Raw genomic sequence first — 14,598 nt, 5'->3', positions numbered from 1 at the left:
CAGGATCCGCAACCGGCCATGACCGCCGCTAGATCACTCGGCGGCTGCAACGTCCTTGAAGAACGGCTCGACCGGACCGCTGTGCTTGAAGGTGATCGGATTGCCGCGGCGGTCGAGCGCACGCCCGGCGGCGACACGGATCCAGCCCTCGCTGATGCAATATTCCTCAACATCCGTGCGCTCGACACCCTTGAAACGGATCCCGATGCCGCGCGCGAGCGTGGCCTCGTTGTAGAACGGACTGCGCGGATTGACGGAGAGTCGGTCGGGCGGCATATCGGACATGGGGACGGGCTCGGAAAGCGTGGCAACGGAAAGCGAAGGGTAGCGGGTCAGGCGGCGCAGGCGAACTTGTGCCGCGGCGCGCGGTCCCCATCTCCCCAAGTACATCGCTTTCGCGGCCTGCCATGCGCTGCCAAGATTGCCGGTCTACAGGTTTCCTTGAAGGTTTCGGATCCCCATGAATGCACTCGCTCCCTGGCCAGGACGGCTGATCGCCTGGCTCGCCCTCGCCTTCGCCGCCGCGCCGGCACTCGCCATCGACGAAAAGGACCTGCTGCCGGTCGATGACGCCTTCCGGCTCGAAGCGGAAGCAGTGACGCCGGGCTGGATCGAGTTCCGCTGGAAGGTCGCGCCCGGTTACTACCTGTACAAGGAGCGCATCAAGGTCGTGCTGGCCGACGACGCGACATTCAAAGCCAATCCGCTGCACTTGCCGCCCGGCAAGATCAAGGACGACCAATTCTTCGGGCGGATGGAAACCTATCGCGACAGCGTCGTCGCCAAACTCACCGGCGCGGCCAGCGATGGCGTGACCCTGCTGCGCTTCAAGGTCAGCTACCAGGGCTGCGCCGATGCCGGCATCTGTTATCCGCCGCAGCGCAAGGAAGTCGTGGTGTCGCTGCCGCAACCCGACAGCGCGAAGGCCGAAACCCCCGCCATGGACCCGGTCGCTGCAGCAGCACCGGGTTTGACTTTGCCCGGCATGAACAGCGCGACCGATACCGCATCGACGGTGCCCGTGGTCGCTGCGCCGGCCAGCTTGAGTTTGCCCGGTGCAGCGACCACGGCGCCGGCCGCCGTCGAAGCCTTGCCGTTGCCCGAAGCGGAAGCCTTCCAGGTCGAAACCATCGCGACCAGCGGCACCGAACTGCTCGCGCGCTTCACGATGCCGAAGGACTACTACCTGTATCGCGACCGCACCGGCTTCATCCTCGAAGATCCGTCGGTGGGCGATCTCGGTGCGCCGAAGTGGCCAGCATCGCGTTCGTTCGATGATCCCGAATTCGGTCGCGTCGAGGTGTTCTTCGATCTGGTCGAGATCCCGATCACGCTGGCGCGCAAAGACGGGGCCGCGCGCGACATCGCGCTGCGCGTGAACCTGCAAGGCTGCCAACTCGACGGCATCTGCTATCCACCGATGACCCGCATCCTGACGGTATCGATGCCGGCCGCCAGCCCCGACGAGCTGTCCAGTGCCCGCGCCGCGATCGCACCGGGCGGCGTACCCGAATTGCGCGCCGCCGAGGCGACGCCGTCGCCCGCCGAAGGCAGCGCCGACTTCTTCGCAAACAGCCTGCGCGGCGGCAACCGCTGGTTCGCGATGCTGGTGTTTCTGCTGGTCGGCATCGGCCTCGCGTTCACGCCCTGCGTATTCCCGATGGTGCCGATCCTGTCCGGCATCGTCGCCGGTGCCGGCGACAACCTGAGCACGCGCCGGGCCTTCGTGCTGTCGCTGACCTATGTGCTGGCGTCCGCCGTCGTGTTCACCGTGGTCGGCGTCTTCGCCGGCCTGGCCGGACAGAACCTGCAGGCGCTGTTCCAGAAGCCCTGGATTCTGGTCAGCTTCGCGCTCGTCTTCGTGGCGTTGGCGCTGTCGATGTTCGGCTTCTACGAGCTGCAGTTGCCGAGCCGCTGGCAGACCAAGCTGACGGTCACAAGCAACAAGGTCGAAGGTGGTTCGCTCTGGGGTGTCGCGATCATGGGCGCGTTGTCGGCCCTGATCGTCGGCCCCTGCGTGGCGCCGCCGCTGGCCGGCGCGGTCGTTTACATCTCGCAGACCAAGGATCCGATCTTCGGTGGGCTCGCGCTTTTCTCGCTTGCGCTCGGCATGGGCCTGCCGCTGCTCGCCTTCGGCACCGGCGCGCGCTGGCTGCCGCGTGCCGGGCGCTGGATGGAACTGGTCAAGATCGGTTTCGGCATCGCCTTCCTGTGGCTCGCGATCTGGATGCTGGAACGCATCCTCGACCCGGTCTGGATCATGTTCCTGGCCGGCATCCTGCTCGTCGGCAAGGGCGTGCACCTGCATGCACTCGAACGTCTGCCGGAGAATCCCACCGGCTGGCAGAAGACCTGGAAGGCGATCGGCGTGATCTTCGTCATCCTCGGCGTGCTGCAGTTCATCGGCATGGCCTCGGGCGCACGCGACTGGACGCGACCGCTGGAAAACCTTGGCGGCCGCACCGCTGCAACCGACGGCGACCGCAGCGGCGCGACCGAACTCGGATTTGCCACGGCCAGCTCGAACGAACTGCTCGATGCCACCATCGCGACCGCGAAAGCCGCCGGCAAGCCGGTGCTGTTCGATTTCTATGCCGACTGGTGCATCGAATGCAAACGCATGGAGCGCACGACCTTCCGCGATCGCGCGGTGATCGCGGCGGCGCAAGGCTTCGTGCTGGTCAAGGCCGACGTCACCGAACAATCGGCGGCGCACGTCGCCTTGCAACAGCGCTTCGGCATCATCGGTCCGCCGGCCACGCTGTTCTTCGGCAAGGACGGCCAGGAAATTCGCAGCGAACGCCTGATCGGCTTCGAGGACGCAGCGGAATTCGCGGCACGACTGGCGCGGACGACGCGCTGATCACCGCGCCATCAAATGCGGCATCACCTTGCGCTTAAGCAGCGCGACGAGTTCGGGCTGCATGAACGCGTAGTCGTCGGGAATGTTCAGACAGACGATGCGCTGATTCGACAGCTGCGCGCGGAAACGCTGGCGCAGCTTGTCGCGATGCATCGGTTCCATCACGAAGATCAGTTCGGCCCAACGCAGCAATTCCGGGCTGAGCGGCACATCGGCGTCGTGATCCGTCCCGGCCGACGCCACCTCGATGCCCGGCCAGTCCGCGAACACCTGCTCCGCCGTCGGACTGCGCAGCTGGTTGCGACTGCAGACGAACAGGATGTGTTTCAACGCGATTTCTTGGCCGGCTTCCGCGGTTTCGGCTTGAGCATGGTGCCGGAACAGTGCTTGGCGCCGCAGCGGCAGGCCCAGGCGGCCTTGAGCTCGTTGGTGTACGGCTCATCAAGCACGATACCGTAGTCGTAGGTCAACTCGTCGCCCTTCGCGATCGCGCACCTGGCTTCGATGACGACACGATCGTGTTTCGGATTGCCGTCCTCGGCATCGATCTTCCAGGCGCGGCAGTTCGGGTCGCAACTGTGGTTGATCCAGCGCGCGTCGTTGCCGTCCTGGTTGCCGTCGATGACGTAATCATCGTTCAGCGTGAACAGGAAGGTATGGCCGGTGATCGAGCTACCGCCGTACTTATGATCGGCGCGCGCATGCGTCAGGCGCTTGCCGCCGTATTCGATGATCTCCTGCCCTTCGGCAATGTCCGCGATCGCGAACACGCCGTTGCCGTGGATCGCCGAACTGCGCATTTCGATCAGGGGCTTGCTCATCGTGTCGGTCCGTTGGCCGCAAACTGCGCGGCACTCTCTTGATGCACGGCTTCGATCAGCGCGCGCAGGTGTTCGGGATCGATCGTCGGATGGATACCGTGACCGAGATTGAAGACGTGACCGAGATGCGGACCGAAACTTCGCACTGCCTTGCGGGCTTCGGCGCGAATCGCATCGATGCCTGCGTAGAGCACCACCGGATCGACATTGCCCTGCAGCGCGACGCGGTCACCGACCCGGCGCCGCGCCTCGTCCAGCGTGATCGTCCAGTCCAAGCCGAGCGCATCGACGCCGCTGTCGGCCATCGCTTCGAGCTGGCCCATCGCACCCTTCGAATACAGGATCAGCGGCACGCGCGCGTCGCCTTCGCCCCGTTTCAGCGACGCGACGATCTGCGCCATGTAGTGCAACGAAAATTCGCGGTAGTGGTCGGCCGACAGCGCACCGCCCCAGGTATCGAATATCATCAATGCCTGTGCGCCGGCGTCGAGTTGCGCCTGCAGGTAGGCGGTCACGCTGTGTGCGAGCACGTCGAGCAGCCGATGGGCCGCGGCCGGTTCATTCCAGAGCAGGGCCTTGGCGCGCTCGAAGTGGTCCGAGCCGCCGCCCTCGATCATGTAGCAGGCCAGCGTCCAAGGGCTGCCGGAGAAGCCGATCAGCGGCACGCGGCCGTGCAATTCACGGCGAATCAGCGTGACCGCATCGGTGACGTAACGCAGCGTCGCGTCGATCTGCGGCACGCGCAAGGCATCGATTTCGGCCACGCTGCGGAGCGGACGTGCAAACCGCGGGCCTTCGCCTTCCGCGAAGCTGAGGCCGAGGCCCATCGCGTCCGGCACCGTGAGGATGTCGGAGAACAGGATCGCCGCGTCGAGCGGGAACCGGGCGAGCGGCTGCAGCGTGACTTCGCAGGCCAGTTCCGGCGACTGGCACAGACTCATGAAGGAGCCGGCGCGAGCGCGGGTGGCGCGATACTCCGGCAGGTAGCGACCGGCCTGGCGCATGATCCAGACCGGTGTGCGGTCCACGGGCTGACACTTGAGCGCGCGCAAAAACCGATCATTCGCCAGCGGCGCGAATCCGTTCGACATGAGGCTCAGTGTCCTTGCGTGATTTCGGTTTGCAGTGCACCGATGCGACGCGGCCATTGCGCCAGCAATCCGCTCGCCTTTGGCAACCGGGCCTGCGCGACCTTGGCGGCATTGGCATCGGCAAAGTCGCCGTACGCGAGCAACCAGGTCGGACCATTCACCCCGCGCACCCGCAGCACGTAGCAACGGGCGGGGTCGAGTCCAAGCGCAGCGACGAGGCTCGCGAATTCTGCGGTGTTCGCGGCATAGGCGAGTTGCAACGTGAAGGCGCTGGCCGGCAATCGTGAAAACGCATCGGCATCCCCCAACGCCACGGCGCCGGTCATCTCGGGCGCTGACGGGGGTTCAGGTGCCGCAACCACCGGCTCGGGCACGCTCACGAGTTCGGGCTCGGGCACTGCCTCAGGCGCGGGCTCCGGCACGGCCTCGGGGGTGGACTCCGGCGTGACCGCCTCGGCAGCGATCACGGCCTCGGCGGCATTGTGCGGCTCGCTCGCGGATTCCTCGACGGGCGCATAGGGCGTATCGCGCATCGGATCGGCCAGAAAGGGCGGCGGTGCCGGGGCCGACTCCGCCGTCGCTTCGACGTCGGGCTCGGGCTCGGGCATCGGCTCTGGCTGCGCGACTGCAGCCGGTTCCGAGTTCGGCGCGGCTTCGGCCGCGGGCTCCTCGATCGGTGGCTGATAATTCGCTGGTGGCGCATCCTCGGTGCCGCAGTCCCAGCCGTCGCCACCGCCGGCGGGCACGCAGACATGGCGCACGCCCGGTTCGAACACGCCATCGTCCTTGGCCGCGTCCTCGGCGCAGACCGCGCCGGCGAACAGCAAGATCGAGCACCCTGCAAGTCTACGGTTCATAACGCGACCCCGCGGGCGCTTCGATGCCCTGGCAGAACATGACCTGGAAACCCTTGCGCAACTGCTGGTCGCGCACACCCATCATCGCGCCCTCGGCCACATCCCTCTGTTCGTAGAACTCGCGCTTCATCGATGCGCGCCCGCCCGTCTGGCCCCATTCGCGCAGCAGCGACCAGCCGCCGAGCAGGTCCTGTTGCAGGATCAGGTGGTAATAGCGCGGCGACTCGTTCGGGGCCGGCTGGGTTTGCATGAAGATGCGCATGGGCGCGGAGTTTAGCGGGTTCCGCGCCTGCTTCGCCTGTGACATCAGGTCGCGGCGAGGCGCAACCAATCGGCCACCGCGACGGTTTCGGCGCGCGCCCCCGGGTCGATGCCGACCGCTTCCATCTGCGCGACCGTGGCCACGTCATCGAGGGCGTTGCGCAAGGTCTTGCGACGCTGCGAAAAACCGTGGCGCACCAGCGTCTCTAGGCGCGCGCGATCATGCGGCGGAATGTCCGCGGCCGGCTTCGGTGTGAGCCGCACGATCGCGGAATCGACCTTGGGCGCCGGCGTGAACGCACCCGGCGGCACCGTGAACAGCGGGTCGACGCGGCAATAGGCCTGCAGCATCACGCTGAGGCGACCGTAGACCTTGTTGCCATGCGCCGCAGCCATGCGTTCGACCACTTCCTTCTGCAACATGAAGTGCATGTCGCGCACCACGGCGGCATGGTCCAGGGCATGGAACAGGATCGGCGAAGAAATGTTGTAGGGCAAGTTGCCGACCAGGCGGATCGTGCCGCCGGCCGCGAGCGCGGTGAAATCCACTGTCAGCACGTCGGCTTCGACGATCTGCAGTTCGCCATGCTTCGGCGCTTCGGCCTGCAGGCGCGGAATCAGGTCGCGGTCGATCTCGATCGCGGTGAGCGTCCTGATGCGATCCAGCAACGGCCAGGTCAGCGCACCCTGGCCCGGGCCGATCTCGATGATGCGCTCACCCGGCTGCGGATCGATCGCGCGCAGGATGCGCTCGATGATGCCGCGTTCGTGCAGGAAATTCTGGCCGAAGCGTTTGCGCGCGATATGGCGAGTGTCATTCATGCGTGCATGCTCCCACGTCGTCGCTGCGCCAGGTCGATGGCGAGCGCGGTCGCCGCAAACAGGCTGCCGGGATCGGCAACGCCGCGACCGGCCAGATCAAGTGCGGTGCCATGGTCGACCGACGTGCGGATGTAGGGCAGCCCCAGGGTGATGTTGACGGCGTGACCGAAGCCGGCGTGCTTCAGCACCGGCAGGCCCTGGTCGTGGTACATCGCGAGCACGGCGTCGCACTGCGCCAGCTCGCGCGGCAGGAAGGCGGTATCGGCAGGCAGCGGACCGCGCAGCTGAAGCCCTTCGCCACGCAGTCGCTGCAGCACCGGAATGATGACGTCGATCTCTTCGCGTCCCAGATGCCCGCCCTCGCCCGCATGCGGATTCAGTCCGAGCACGAGGATGCGCGGCTGCGGCAACGCGAACTTCTCGCGCAGATCCTCGTGCAGGATACGGATCGTGCGCTCGAGACGATCGGCACGGATCGCGTCCGGCACCGCACGCAGCGGCAGATGAGTCGTGGCCAGCGCCACACGCATGTCGCCGGCGGCCAGCAGCATCACCACGTCCCGACCGACGCGATCAGCGAAGAATTCGGTGTGCCCGCTGAATCCGTAACCGGCGTCGGCGAGCACCGATTTCTGCACCGGCGCGGTGACGATGGCATCGAAATCGCCGCGCTCCGCGCCGTCTGCAGCCGCGCTCAGCATGGCCATGACGGCCGGCGCATTCGCGACATCGAGCTGCCCGAAGCGCATCGGCTGGAACAACGGCACGGATCGCACGAACAGATGGCCGACACGATGCGGCGATGCGTCCGCACCGGCTGCAAGGTCCGTGAGTTCGAGCGGCAAGCCCAGCGCATCGGCTGCTTGCTTCAGCACCGCAGGATCGGCGATCGCGATCAGTCTTGCCGGATGCGCCTGCTGGGCAAGCCGCACCAGCAGTTCGGGACCGATCCCGGCCGGTTCCCCGGCCGTCACCGCGATGCGCGCGACGGCATCGGTCACGGCCGCGGCTCAGCCAGCGAGGCGGTTTTCGATGTAGGCCTCGGAGCGGATTTCGCGCACGAACTTGTCGTACTCCTCCTCGGCCTTGCGGTTCACCAGGGTCTCACGGGCCTGTTCGCGGCGCGTCTCCGTGGTGCGGTCCATCGTGCGCTCGCCTTCGCGGAGCACGATGTGCCAACCGAGGTCGGTGCGGAACGGCTCGGACAATTCGCCATCCTTGAGGACGGCCATTTGCCGGTCGATGGCGCCACCATACTGTTCGCTTCGGAACCAGCCGAGGTCGCCGCCGAGATTGGCCGTGGTCGTGTCTTCCGAATACTGGCGCGCCAACTGGGCGAAATCTGCGCCTTCGACGATGCGCTTGCGCAGCGCGTCGATGCGTTCGCGCGCCTTGTCTTCGCTCAGCAGCTCGCCCGGCTTGATGACGATGTGACGGGCCTTGAACTCCTTGACCATCACCGTCGCATCGGCGCGAGCGTCGGCAAAGTGGATCATGTGGAAACCATTCGGTCCGCGCATCGGCTGAGAGATGTCACCCTTCTTCATGGTGGTGACGATTTCGGCAAACGCGCTCGGAATCTGGTCGTAACGACGCCAGCCGAGATCGCCGCCTTCCAGCGCCTGCGGGGTTTCCGAATAACGGATTGCGGCATCGGAGAAACTCAGCGTGCCCGCGACGATATCGGCGCGAATCTTGTCGGCCTTGGCGCGCGCCGCCTCGACCTGCTCCGGACTCGGCGACTCCGGCAAACCGATCAGGATGTGCGCCAGGCGGATTTCGCCGGACTGGGTCGTGTTCGACAGGAAGTTGTCGACCTCGGTATCGGTGACGCCGACGCGCGACTGCACGAAGCGCGCGCGCAGACGCTGGATCAGCATCTCCTCGCGCAGCGAGGTGCGGAATTCCTCGAAACTGAATCCGTCGCGAATCAGCGACTGGCGCATCTGCTCCACGTCCAGATTGTTCTGCTGGGCGATACGCTGAACCGCGGCGTCAATGTCGGAATCCGAGACCACGATGCCGGTCTGCTCGGCGCGCACCATCTGCACGCGCTGATTGATCAGCCGCTCAAGGACCTGCTTGCGCACGATGTCCATCGGCGGCAGATCGCCGCCGCGCGACTGATACTGCTTGAACACGCTGTCGGTCGAACGGTCGAGTTCACTTTGCAGGATCACGTCCTCGTCGACCACGGCGACGATCTTGTCCAGTGCATCGCTCGGCAAGGCCTGCGCGCGCAGGGTGATCGGACCAACGGCGGACAGCACGAAGACGGTGGCAAGCAGGATACGTTTCATGGGGCTCGCGGACTCACGATGAAGGGGGGTCACGATGAAGAGACTCAGCCTTGCAGGAAAGGGCTGGCGCAGCGCTGAACAACAGGCGCTTAACGAATGCCGAGCATAGCACGCGACAGGAAATCCTCGGTCCGGCGGCCCAACGAGCCCAGACCCTTGAGTTCCAGTTCGAGCATGATGCCATTGTTCAAATCACCCTCGAAATTGCGCACGTAGCGACGCGCCAGCACCCGCACGGCGTAGCAGCAGGATTCGTATTCGAGACCACCGAATGCCTCCAGCAACTGATCGTCGACCAAGCTTTGATTCCAGCGCGCGATCAGGCGCCAGTTCGGGCTGAGCGGCACCAGGCCGGCGACATCGACCTGCTCGAGCTGACCGCGCCGGTAACGATAGGCGAGACGCGCCAGGCCGCGGTCGCTGTAACGCCAGGTGGTCGCGGCATAACCGAGTTCGGTGCGGTCGTCGTGGGCGTCCCATTGTCCGCCCAGGCTGAAGCTCAGTTGGTCATTGACCAGCCATTCGACTTCGGCGGCCCAATCCGATCCGCTGCGGTCCTCGGGCATCTGGCCGGGCAGGACGACACGCGGCGGATCGAAGTAATGCACCTGGCCGAGACTGAGGCGCAGGCGGTCGCGCCCGCTGCCGTCGACCACGCGCGAGGTCAGCGCCAATGTCGCCTGCCGGGCATCGGTCTGGCGATCGGCACCGGTGTAGCGGTTGTCGCGGAACAGCGAGGCGAAGCTGTAGGTCAGTTCCTGGGTATCGAACACGGGCAGGTCGGACTGGTCCTCGTAGGGCACGTACAGCGCATACAGGCGTGGCTCCAGCGTCTGCGTCCAACCGCCGCCGCCGAACTGCAGTGCGCGCTCGAAGAACAGTCCGGCATCGAGGCTGGCAATACCGAGGCCGCGACTCGGCGAAGATTCGGTCGGACGCTCGAGGTCGTAGCGGGTGTAGCGATAACCGAGCTGCGGGCGCAGGAAACCGGCCGCGGATTCGAGTGGCCAGATCAGGGAGGGATGCAGATCCAGACGGTCCCCGTTGAGCGCATCGTCCTTCCGGAAACGCACCCACTCCGACAGAAGCCCGAACTGCGGGCCGACCAGATTCGGACTGAGCAATTCGAACTGCGCGCGCGGCAGCCGCCGATACGGTTCGACATCCGGGGTCAGGCGCGGATCGGTCACTTGCTGGCGATCACCGCCGACGCTCGCGTTCCACCAGGCACCGCGACCGCGCAAATACGCATACGACGGCAACAGGCTGGTCGCGACCGAGGTCAGCGATTCGCCGAAGTCCTCGAAGTAACGCTGGTCCGACACATCGTGCAAGCTGGCATCGACGAACCAGTGCCGGCCCAACTGTCCCTGATGGATCCAGTCGAAGGCCGAACGGGTGTCGCCGGTGCGATCGTCGGAGTCGAGCCAGGCGATATCGATTTCGCCATGCTGGCTGGCACCGAGGTAACGGAACTCGCCACCGAGCATGGCGCCGCGATCGCGGATCAGGCGTGGCGAAATCGTCGCGTCGTAGTTCGGCGCCAGATTCAGGTAATACGGCACGATCAAGTCGTAGCCGGCGTCATTGGAACTGCCGAGCGTCGGGATCAACAGGCCGCTCTGGCGGCGATCGTCGATCGGGAAACGCGCATACGGCAGGTACAACACGGGCACGTCGCCGAGGCGCAAGGCGACTTGGCGCGCACGCCCCACCCCGGATTCCTGATCGAGGTCGATGCGGCCCGCCGTCAGCTGCCAATCGGGATCGGCCGGGTCGCAACTGGTGAAGGCGGCGGTGGTGAGTCGAGTCTTGCCGTCGGCTTCCAGCGTGGCCTTGTCGGCACGGCCGTTGCCGCGACCGTCGCGCAACTGGAACTGCATGCCGGTCAACTCGCTGGCGCCTTCCTCATGCCAGATGGCGGTCTCGGCGCTTGCCAGCAGGCCTTCGTTCTGGAAGCGCATCGGACCCGGGCTCTGCATCGTGCCCTCGGTGGCGTTGTAGTCGAGCCGTTCGCTCCACAGCCACTGGTCGGCGCGATTCACGACGACCTCGCCCTCCAGCCGATACTGCTCGTCGCCGAGTACGCGCACGCTGCCGGCACCGACCTCGGTCTGGGCGACGGCGCGCTGCTCGGGCGTGACCGTGTGGCCTGCAACGGCCGCGAACAGCGGGGCGGTGCAGGTCGGGCAAGGCACGGCGACCGAACAGGTGGTCGGGGCAGCGGACGCGAACGGCGCAGTCGCGACGATCAGCGAAATGAAAACGGCGCGGCGCATACGAATCCGGCAGGAAAGACGCGTAAGCTTGCCAGCGCCCGGCCGGTCCCCGCAATGAAACCGGAGAAACCCATGACTGACGAGACTGCCAAAGTCTGCAAGACCGACGACCAGTGGCGCACCCAACTGGACCCGACCCAGTACGCCGTCTGCCGCTGTTCCGGCACCGAGCGGCCGTTTACGGGCAAGTACTGGGACCATCACGCCGACGGCACCTATCGCTGCGTCGGCTGCGGTGCGGCGCTGTTCGATTCGAGCACCAAGTTCGATTCCGGCAGCGGCTGGCCGAGTTATTTCGAGCCGATGTCGAATGCCGCCCTGAGCACGATCGAGGACACCAGCCACGGCATGCGCCGCATCGAAGTGCGCTGCGCCCGCTGCGATTCCCACCTCGGCCACGTCTTCCCAGACGGCCCGCAACCGACCGGCCTGCGCTACTGCATCAACTCCGCGTCGCTCGATTTCGAGCCGCGGGGTGGCTAAGTCCCCAGTTCGCCGAACCGACCTACCCGCGCAATCGTTGCTGCGGCGCTATCTGCGCGATGGGCATTACGCGGATTGTTATGTGGTCGAGGTACCGACGGCGGTGTCGCAGGCCGAGTTCGTGGAGGCGTTCTACACGACGCCGTTGTTCAAGCTGGAGCGCGCGATTCTGGCGGCAGCGGTACGCAAGCCGTCGAATGACGACGATGTGCGCGCTCTGGCGAGAGGCGAACGCGAGGCCTTTGCGGCGTGGACGGTGGAAGAGCGCAGCGACACGCAGCTGCTGCTGGCCGACTTCATGGGCCGAACGCGTTCCTGGCTGATGGCCGAACCGACCGGCGACGGCGGGACGCGGCTGCATTTCGGCTCGGCCGTGGTGCCGAAGCGCGACCGCGACACCGGGAAGCCGAGCCTCGGCGCCGGTTTCAGCCTGATGCTCGGCTTCCACAAGTTGTATTCGCGCGCCTTGCTCGCCGCGGCGCGGAACCGGCTGCGTCGCAAACTTTCCTGAACCGCGACGGTTCAAGGCTTGGCCGACTGCGGTCGGAAACGGTACCATTCTTGTCCCATATTGGTTCCGGTCGCCATGCTGCGCGTCTCCAAACTTACCGATTACGCGACCGTGCTGATGGCGGCGCTGGCCGAATTGCCCGAGGAGCTGGCCAGCGCCAGTGATCTCGCGGAGCGCGCGCAGATCGAGTTGCCGACGGTCAGCAAGTTGCTCAAGCAGCTCGCCGGCGCGGGCCTGATCGAGTCGCGCCGCGGCGTCAATGGCGGCTATCGACTGGCGCGCCCGGCGCGCGATATTTCGGTACTCGACATCGTCACCGCCATCGAAGGCCCGATCGGCATGACCGAATGCAGCGTGCACGAAGGCGCCTGCCACCATGAAACCCGCTGTCTGATCCAGCACAACTGGCGCCGCATCAGCGACGCCATCGGCGACGCCTTGCGCGGCGTCACACTGGACGAGCTGCGCCAGCCGGCAACCAAACCCGTGCGCGGCAAGACCGTGCCGATCCGCGTGACCGTGGCCTGAGGAGCGCGAGATGAGCGACGTCGAAACCCTGATCGCGAACCGCAAGTACGAAGCCGGCTTCAGCACCGACATCGAGACCGAGATCGTCCCGAAAGGCTTGGGCGAGGACGTCGTGCGCCTGATCTCGTCGAAGAAGAACGAACCCGAGTGGCTGACCGAATGGCGGCTCGCCGCTTACCGGCACTGGCTGACGATGACGCCGCCGCACTGGGCCAAGCTGGCCATCGCACCGATCGACTTCCAGGACATCAGCTACTACGCGGCGCCGAAGAAGAAGTTCAAGTCGCTGGACGAAGTCGATCCGAAGCTGCTCGAAACCTACGACAAGCTGGGCGTGCCGCTGCATGAACGCGCCCGCCTCGCCGGCGTCGCGGTCGATGCGGTGTTCGACTCGGTCTCGCTCGGCACCACCTTCAAGGACGAACTCGGCAAGGCCGGTGTGATCTTCTGCTCGTTGTCGGAAGCGGTACACACGCACCCGGACCTCGTGCGCCAGTACCTCGGCACCGTGGTGCCGACCGGCGACAACTACTTTGCGGCACTGAACTCGGCAGTGTTCTCGGACGGCAGCTTCGTGTTCGTGCCGAAAGGCGTGCGTTGCCCGATGGAACTGAGTACCTACTTCCGCATCAACGCCCGCGACACCGGCCAGTTCGAACGCACCCTGATCGTCTGCGAGGAAGGTGCGACGGTCAGCTACCTCGAGGGCTGCACTGCGCCGATGCGCGACGAGAACCAGTTGCACGCCGCGGTCGTGGAACTGGTTGCACTCGATGACGCCAGCATCAAATATTCGACCGTGCAGAACTGGTATCCAGGCGACGAGAACGGCGTCGGCGGCATCTACAACTTCGTGACCAAGCGCGGCGAATGCCGCGGCGCGCGCAGCAAGATTTCCTGGACCCAGGTCGAGACCGGCTCGGCCATCACCTGGAAGTACCCGAGCTGCGTGCTCAAGGGCGACGATTCCAGCGGCGAGTTCTATTCGGTGGCGCTCACCCATCATCGTCAGCAGGCCGACACCGGCACCAAGATGATCCACCTCGGCCGCAACACCAAGTCGAAGATCATCAGCAAGGGCATCAGCGCCGGGCGCGGCCAGAACACCTACCGCGGCCTCGTGAAAGTCGACAAGACCGCAGACGGTGCCCGCAACTTCACCCAATGCGATTCCTTGCTGATCGGCAAACGCTGCGGCGCCCACACCTTCCCCTACATCGAAGTGAAGACGCCGAATGCCGTCGTCGAACACGAAGCGACCACCTCGAAGATTTCCGACGACCAGCTCTTCTACTGCCTCGCCCGCGGCATCGCCGAGGAAGACGCCGTTTCGATGATCGTCGACGGCTTCTGCAAACAGGTCTTCCGCGAACTGCCGATGGAATTCGCCGTCGAAGCCAAGAAGCTGCTCGAAGTCAGTCTCGAAGGCGCGGTGGGATGAGCATGAACGCCGAACTCCGCAACGCCTACCGCCACGAACACGCTTCCGCCGATGCGGCGATCGCGCGCGGCGAACTCGATGGCGCGTTCGCGCATCTGGAGCGCGCGCACATCCTGAGCCAGCGCTTCGCATTCGCACATACCCGGACGCATCTGCGCATGCTCGCGGTCGGCTGGCGTCGCGGTGATGCGCGCGAAATCGTTGGGCAGGTGTTCCGCAGCGTCGCGGCGCTGACCAAATCGAAACTCTGGGTGCCGCTCGGCAATACCGGCGGCGCCAACGTGAATCCCTTCAAGCCGATGCCGGTGCCGCCGGATCTGCGCCCCTACCTGGACTGAACC

16 protein-coding genes are annotated in these 14,598 nt (G+C 65.7%); 6 read left to right on the top strand and 10 right to left on the bottom strand.

Translation table 11 applies throughout. The features are described from left to right. Window positions 1-33: 33 nt before the first annotated feature. A complete protein-coding gene (locus IPP28_05930) occupies window positions 34-285 on the bottom strand; it encodes a DUF3297 family protein (GenBank protein MBL0040580.1) in 252 nt (83 codons plus the stop codon). 175 nt (window positions 286-460) lie between these two features. Here IPP28_05930 and dsbD point away from each other — a divergent pair, with 175 nt between their 5' ends. After that, entirely contained in the window at window positions 461-2,863 is a 2,403-nt protein-coding gene (dsbD, locus tag IPP28_05925) for a protein-disulfide reductase DsbD (GenBank protein MBL0040579.1), read from the top strand. On the opposite strand, the gene IPP28_05920 is transcribed toward dsbD, so the two are convergent. The 9 genes from IPP28_05920 to lptD form a co-directional block, all read right to left on the bottom strand. After that, window positions 2,864-3,193 carry a phosphotyrosine protein phosphatase gene (locus IPP28_05920; protein MBL0040578.1) on the bottom strand — a complete coding sequence of 110 codons (330 nt, stop codon included), beginning with the start codon at window positions 3,191-3,193 and terminating at the stop codon, window positions 2,864-2,866. Next, on the bottom strand, window positions 3,190-3,684 hold the full coding sequence (locus IPP28_05915) for an SET domain-containing protein-lysine N-methyltransferase (protein ID MBL0040577.1): 495 nt from the start codon (window positions 3,682-3,684) through the stop codon (window positions 3,190-3,192). Before IPP28_05915 ends, IPP28_05920 begins: the two co-directional genes overlap by 4 nt. Further along, window positions 3,681-4,775 carry a uroporphyrinogen decarboxylase gene (locus IPP28_05910; GenBank protein MBL0040576.1) on the bottom strand — a complete coding sequence of 365 codons (1,095 nt, stop codon included), beginning with the start codon at window positions 4,773-4,775 and terminating at the stop codon, window positions 3,681-3,683. The genes IPP28_05915 and IPP28_05910 overlap by 4 nt, the downstream gene beginning before the upstream one ends. A 5-nt stretch (window positions 4,776-4,780) precedes the next feature. Next, window positions 4,781-5,632 (bottom strand): hypothetical protein, encoded by an 852-nt coding sequence (locus IPP28_05905; GenBank protein ID MBL0040575.1) that lies wholly within the window; start codon window positions 5,630-5,632, stop codon window positions 4,781-4,783. Then, window positions 5,622-5,894: a WGR domain-containing protein gene (locus IPP28_05900; GenBank protein MBL0040574.1), complete on the bottom strand. Its 273-nt coding sequence runs from the start codon at window positions 5,892-5,894 to the stop codon at window positions 5,622-5,624. Before IPP28_05900 ends, IPP28_05905 begins: the two co-directional genes overlap by 11 nt. A 44-nt stretch (window positions 5,895-5,938) precedes the next feature. Continuing rightward, on the bottom strand, window positions 5,939-6,715 hold the full coding sequence (gene rsmA, locus IPP28_05895; protein ID MBL0040573.1) for a 16S rRNA (adenine(1518)-N(6)/adenine(1519)-N(6))-dimethyltransferase RsmA: 777 nt from the start codon (window positions 6,713-6,715) through the stop codon (window positions 5,939-5,941). Continuing rightward, entirely contained in the window at window positions 6,712-7,716 is a 1,005-nt protein-coding gene (pdxA, locus tag IPP28_05890) for a 4-hydroxythreonine-4-phosphate dehydrogenase PdxA (protein MBL0040572.1), read from the bottom strand. Before pdxA ends, rsmA begins: the two co-directional genes overlap by 4 nt. A 9-nt stretch (window positions 7,717-7,725) precedes the next feature. Beyond that, entirely contained in the window at window positions 7,726-9,015 is a 1,290-nt protein-coding gene (locus tag IPP28_05885; GenBank protein ID MBL0040571.1) for a peptidylprolyl isomerase, read from the bottom strand. Window positions 9,016-9,104: 89 nt separating this feature from the next. Beyond that, the gene (gene lptD, locus IPP28_05880; protein ID MBL0040570.1) at window positions 9,105-11,294 is read right to left on the bottom strand and encodes an LPS assembly protein LptD; all 2,190 of its coding nucleotides are present in this window, start codon (window positions 11,292-11,294) and stop codon (window positions 9,105-9,107) included. A gap of 72 nt (window positions 11,295-11,366) precedes the next feature. Here lptD and msrB point away from each other — a divergent pair, with 72 nt between their 5' ends. The 5 genes from msrB to IPP28_05855 all read left to right on the top strand — a co-directional run bounded on the left by msrB (window position 11,367) and on the right by IPP28_05855 (window position 14,595). Then, window positions 11,367-11,777: a peptide-methionine (R)-S-oxide reductase MsrB gene (gene msrB / locus IPP28_05875; GenBank protein MBL0040569.1), complete on the top strand. Its 411-nt coding sequence runs from the start codon at window positions 11,367-11,369 to the stop codon at window positions 11,775-11,777. 37 nt (window positions 11,778-11,814) lie between these two features. Then, window positions 11,815-12,288 (top strand): hypothetical protein, encoded by a 474-nt coding sequence (locus IPP28_05870; GenBank protein MBL0040568.1) that lies wholly within the window; start codon window positions 11,815-11,817, stop codon window positions 12,286-12,288. A 75-nt stretch (window positions 12,289-12,363) separates the two neighbouring features. Beyond that, a complete protein-coding gene (locus IPP28_05865; protein MBL0040567.1) occupies window positions 12,364-12,816 on the top strand; it encodes an SUF system Fe-S cluster assembly regulator in 453 nt (150 codons plus the stop codon). 10 nt (window positions 12,817-12,826) lie between these two features. Next, window positions 12,827-14,257 (top strand): Fe-S cluster assembly protein SufB, encoded by a 1,431-nt coding sequence (sufB, locus tag IPP28_05860; GenBank protein ID MBL0040566.1) that lies wholly within the window; start codon window positions 12,827-12,829, stop codon window positions 14,255-14,257. Window positions 14,258-14,259: 2 nt separating this feature from the next. Then, window positions 14,260-14,595, top strand: a complete 336-nt coding sequence (locus IPP28_05855; protein MBL0040565.1) for a DUF3703 domain-containing protein — start codon at window positions 14,260-14,262, stop codon at window positions 14,593-14,595. The last annotated feature ends 3 nt before the right edge of the window (window positions 14,596-14,598 follow it).

The sequence above is a fragment of the Lysobacterales bacterium genome (assembly GCA_016721845.1).
Classification (GTDB): Bacteria; Pseudomonadota; Gammaproteobacteria; order Xanthomonadales; family Ahniellaceae; genus JADKHK01.
The sequence above is the reverse complement of the archived record's forward strand: the minus strand, read 5'-3'. Positions and strand labels throughout refer to the sequence as shown.

Excerpts from the sequence above, each read along its gene's own strand:
- IPP28_05930 (MBL0040580.1), bottom strand. The coding sequence starts at position 285 with ATGTCCGATATGCCGCCCGACCGACTCTCCGTCAATCCGCGCAGTCCG.
- dsbD (MBL0040579.1), top strand. The coding sequence starts at position 461 with ATGAATGCACTCGCTCCCTGGCCAGGACGGCTGATCGCCTGGCTCGCC.
- IPP28_05915 (MBL0040577.1), bottom strand. The coding sequence starts at position 3,684 with ATGAGCAAGCCCCTGATCGAAATGCGCAGTTCGGCGATCCACGGCAAC.
- IPP28_05910 (MBL0040576.1), bottom strand. The coding sequence starts at position 4,775 with ATGTCGAACGGATTCGCGCCGCTGGCGAATGATCGGTTTTTGCGCGCG.
- IPP28_05905 (MBL0040575.1), bottom strand. The coding sequence starts at position 5,632 with ATGAACCGTAGACTTGCAGGGTGCTCGATCTTGCTGTTCGCCGGCGCG.
- IPP28_05900 (MBL0040574.1), bottom strand. The coding sequence starts at position 5,894 with ATGCGCATCTTCATGCAAACCCAGCCGGCCCCGAACGAGTCGCCGCGC.
- rsmA (MBL0040573.1), bottom strand. The coding sequence starts at position 6,715 with ATGAATGACACTCGCCATATCGCGCGCAAACGCTTCGGCCAGAATTTC.
- IPP28_05885 (MBL0040571.1), bottom strand. The coding sequence starts at position 9,015 with ATGAAACGTATCCTGCTTGCCACCGTCTTCGTGCTGTCCGCCGTTGGT.
- lptD (MBL0040570.1), bottom strand. The coding sequence starts at position 11,294 with ATGCGCCGCGCCGTTTTCATTTCGCTGATCGTCGCGACTGCGCCGTTC.
- msrB (MBL0040569.1), top strand. The coding sequence starts at position 11,367 with ATGACTGACGAGACTGCCAAAGTCTGCAAGACCGACGACCAGTGGCGC.
- IPP28_05865 (MBL0040567.1), top strand. The coding sequence starts at position 12,364 with ATGCTGCGCGTCTCCAAACTTACCGATTACGCGACCGTGCTGATGGCG.
- sufB (MBL0040566.1), top strand. The coding sequence starts at position 12,827 with ATGAGCGACGTCGAAACCCTGATCGCGAACCGCAAGTACGAAGCCGGC.
- IPP28_05855 (MBL0040565.1), top strand. The coding sequence starts at position 14,260 with ATGAACGCCGAACTCCGCAACGCCTACCGCCACGAACACGCTTCCGCC.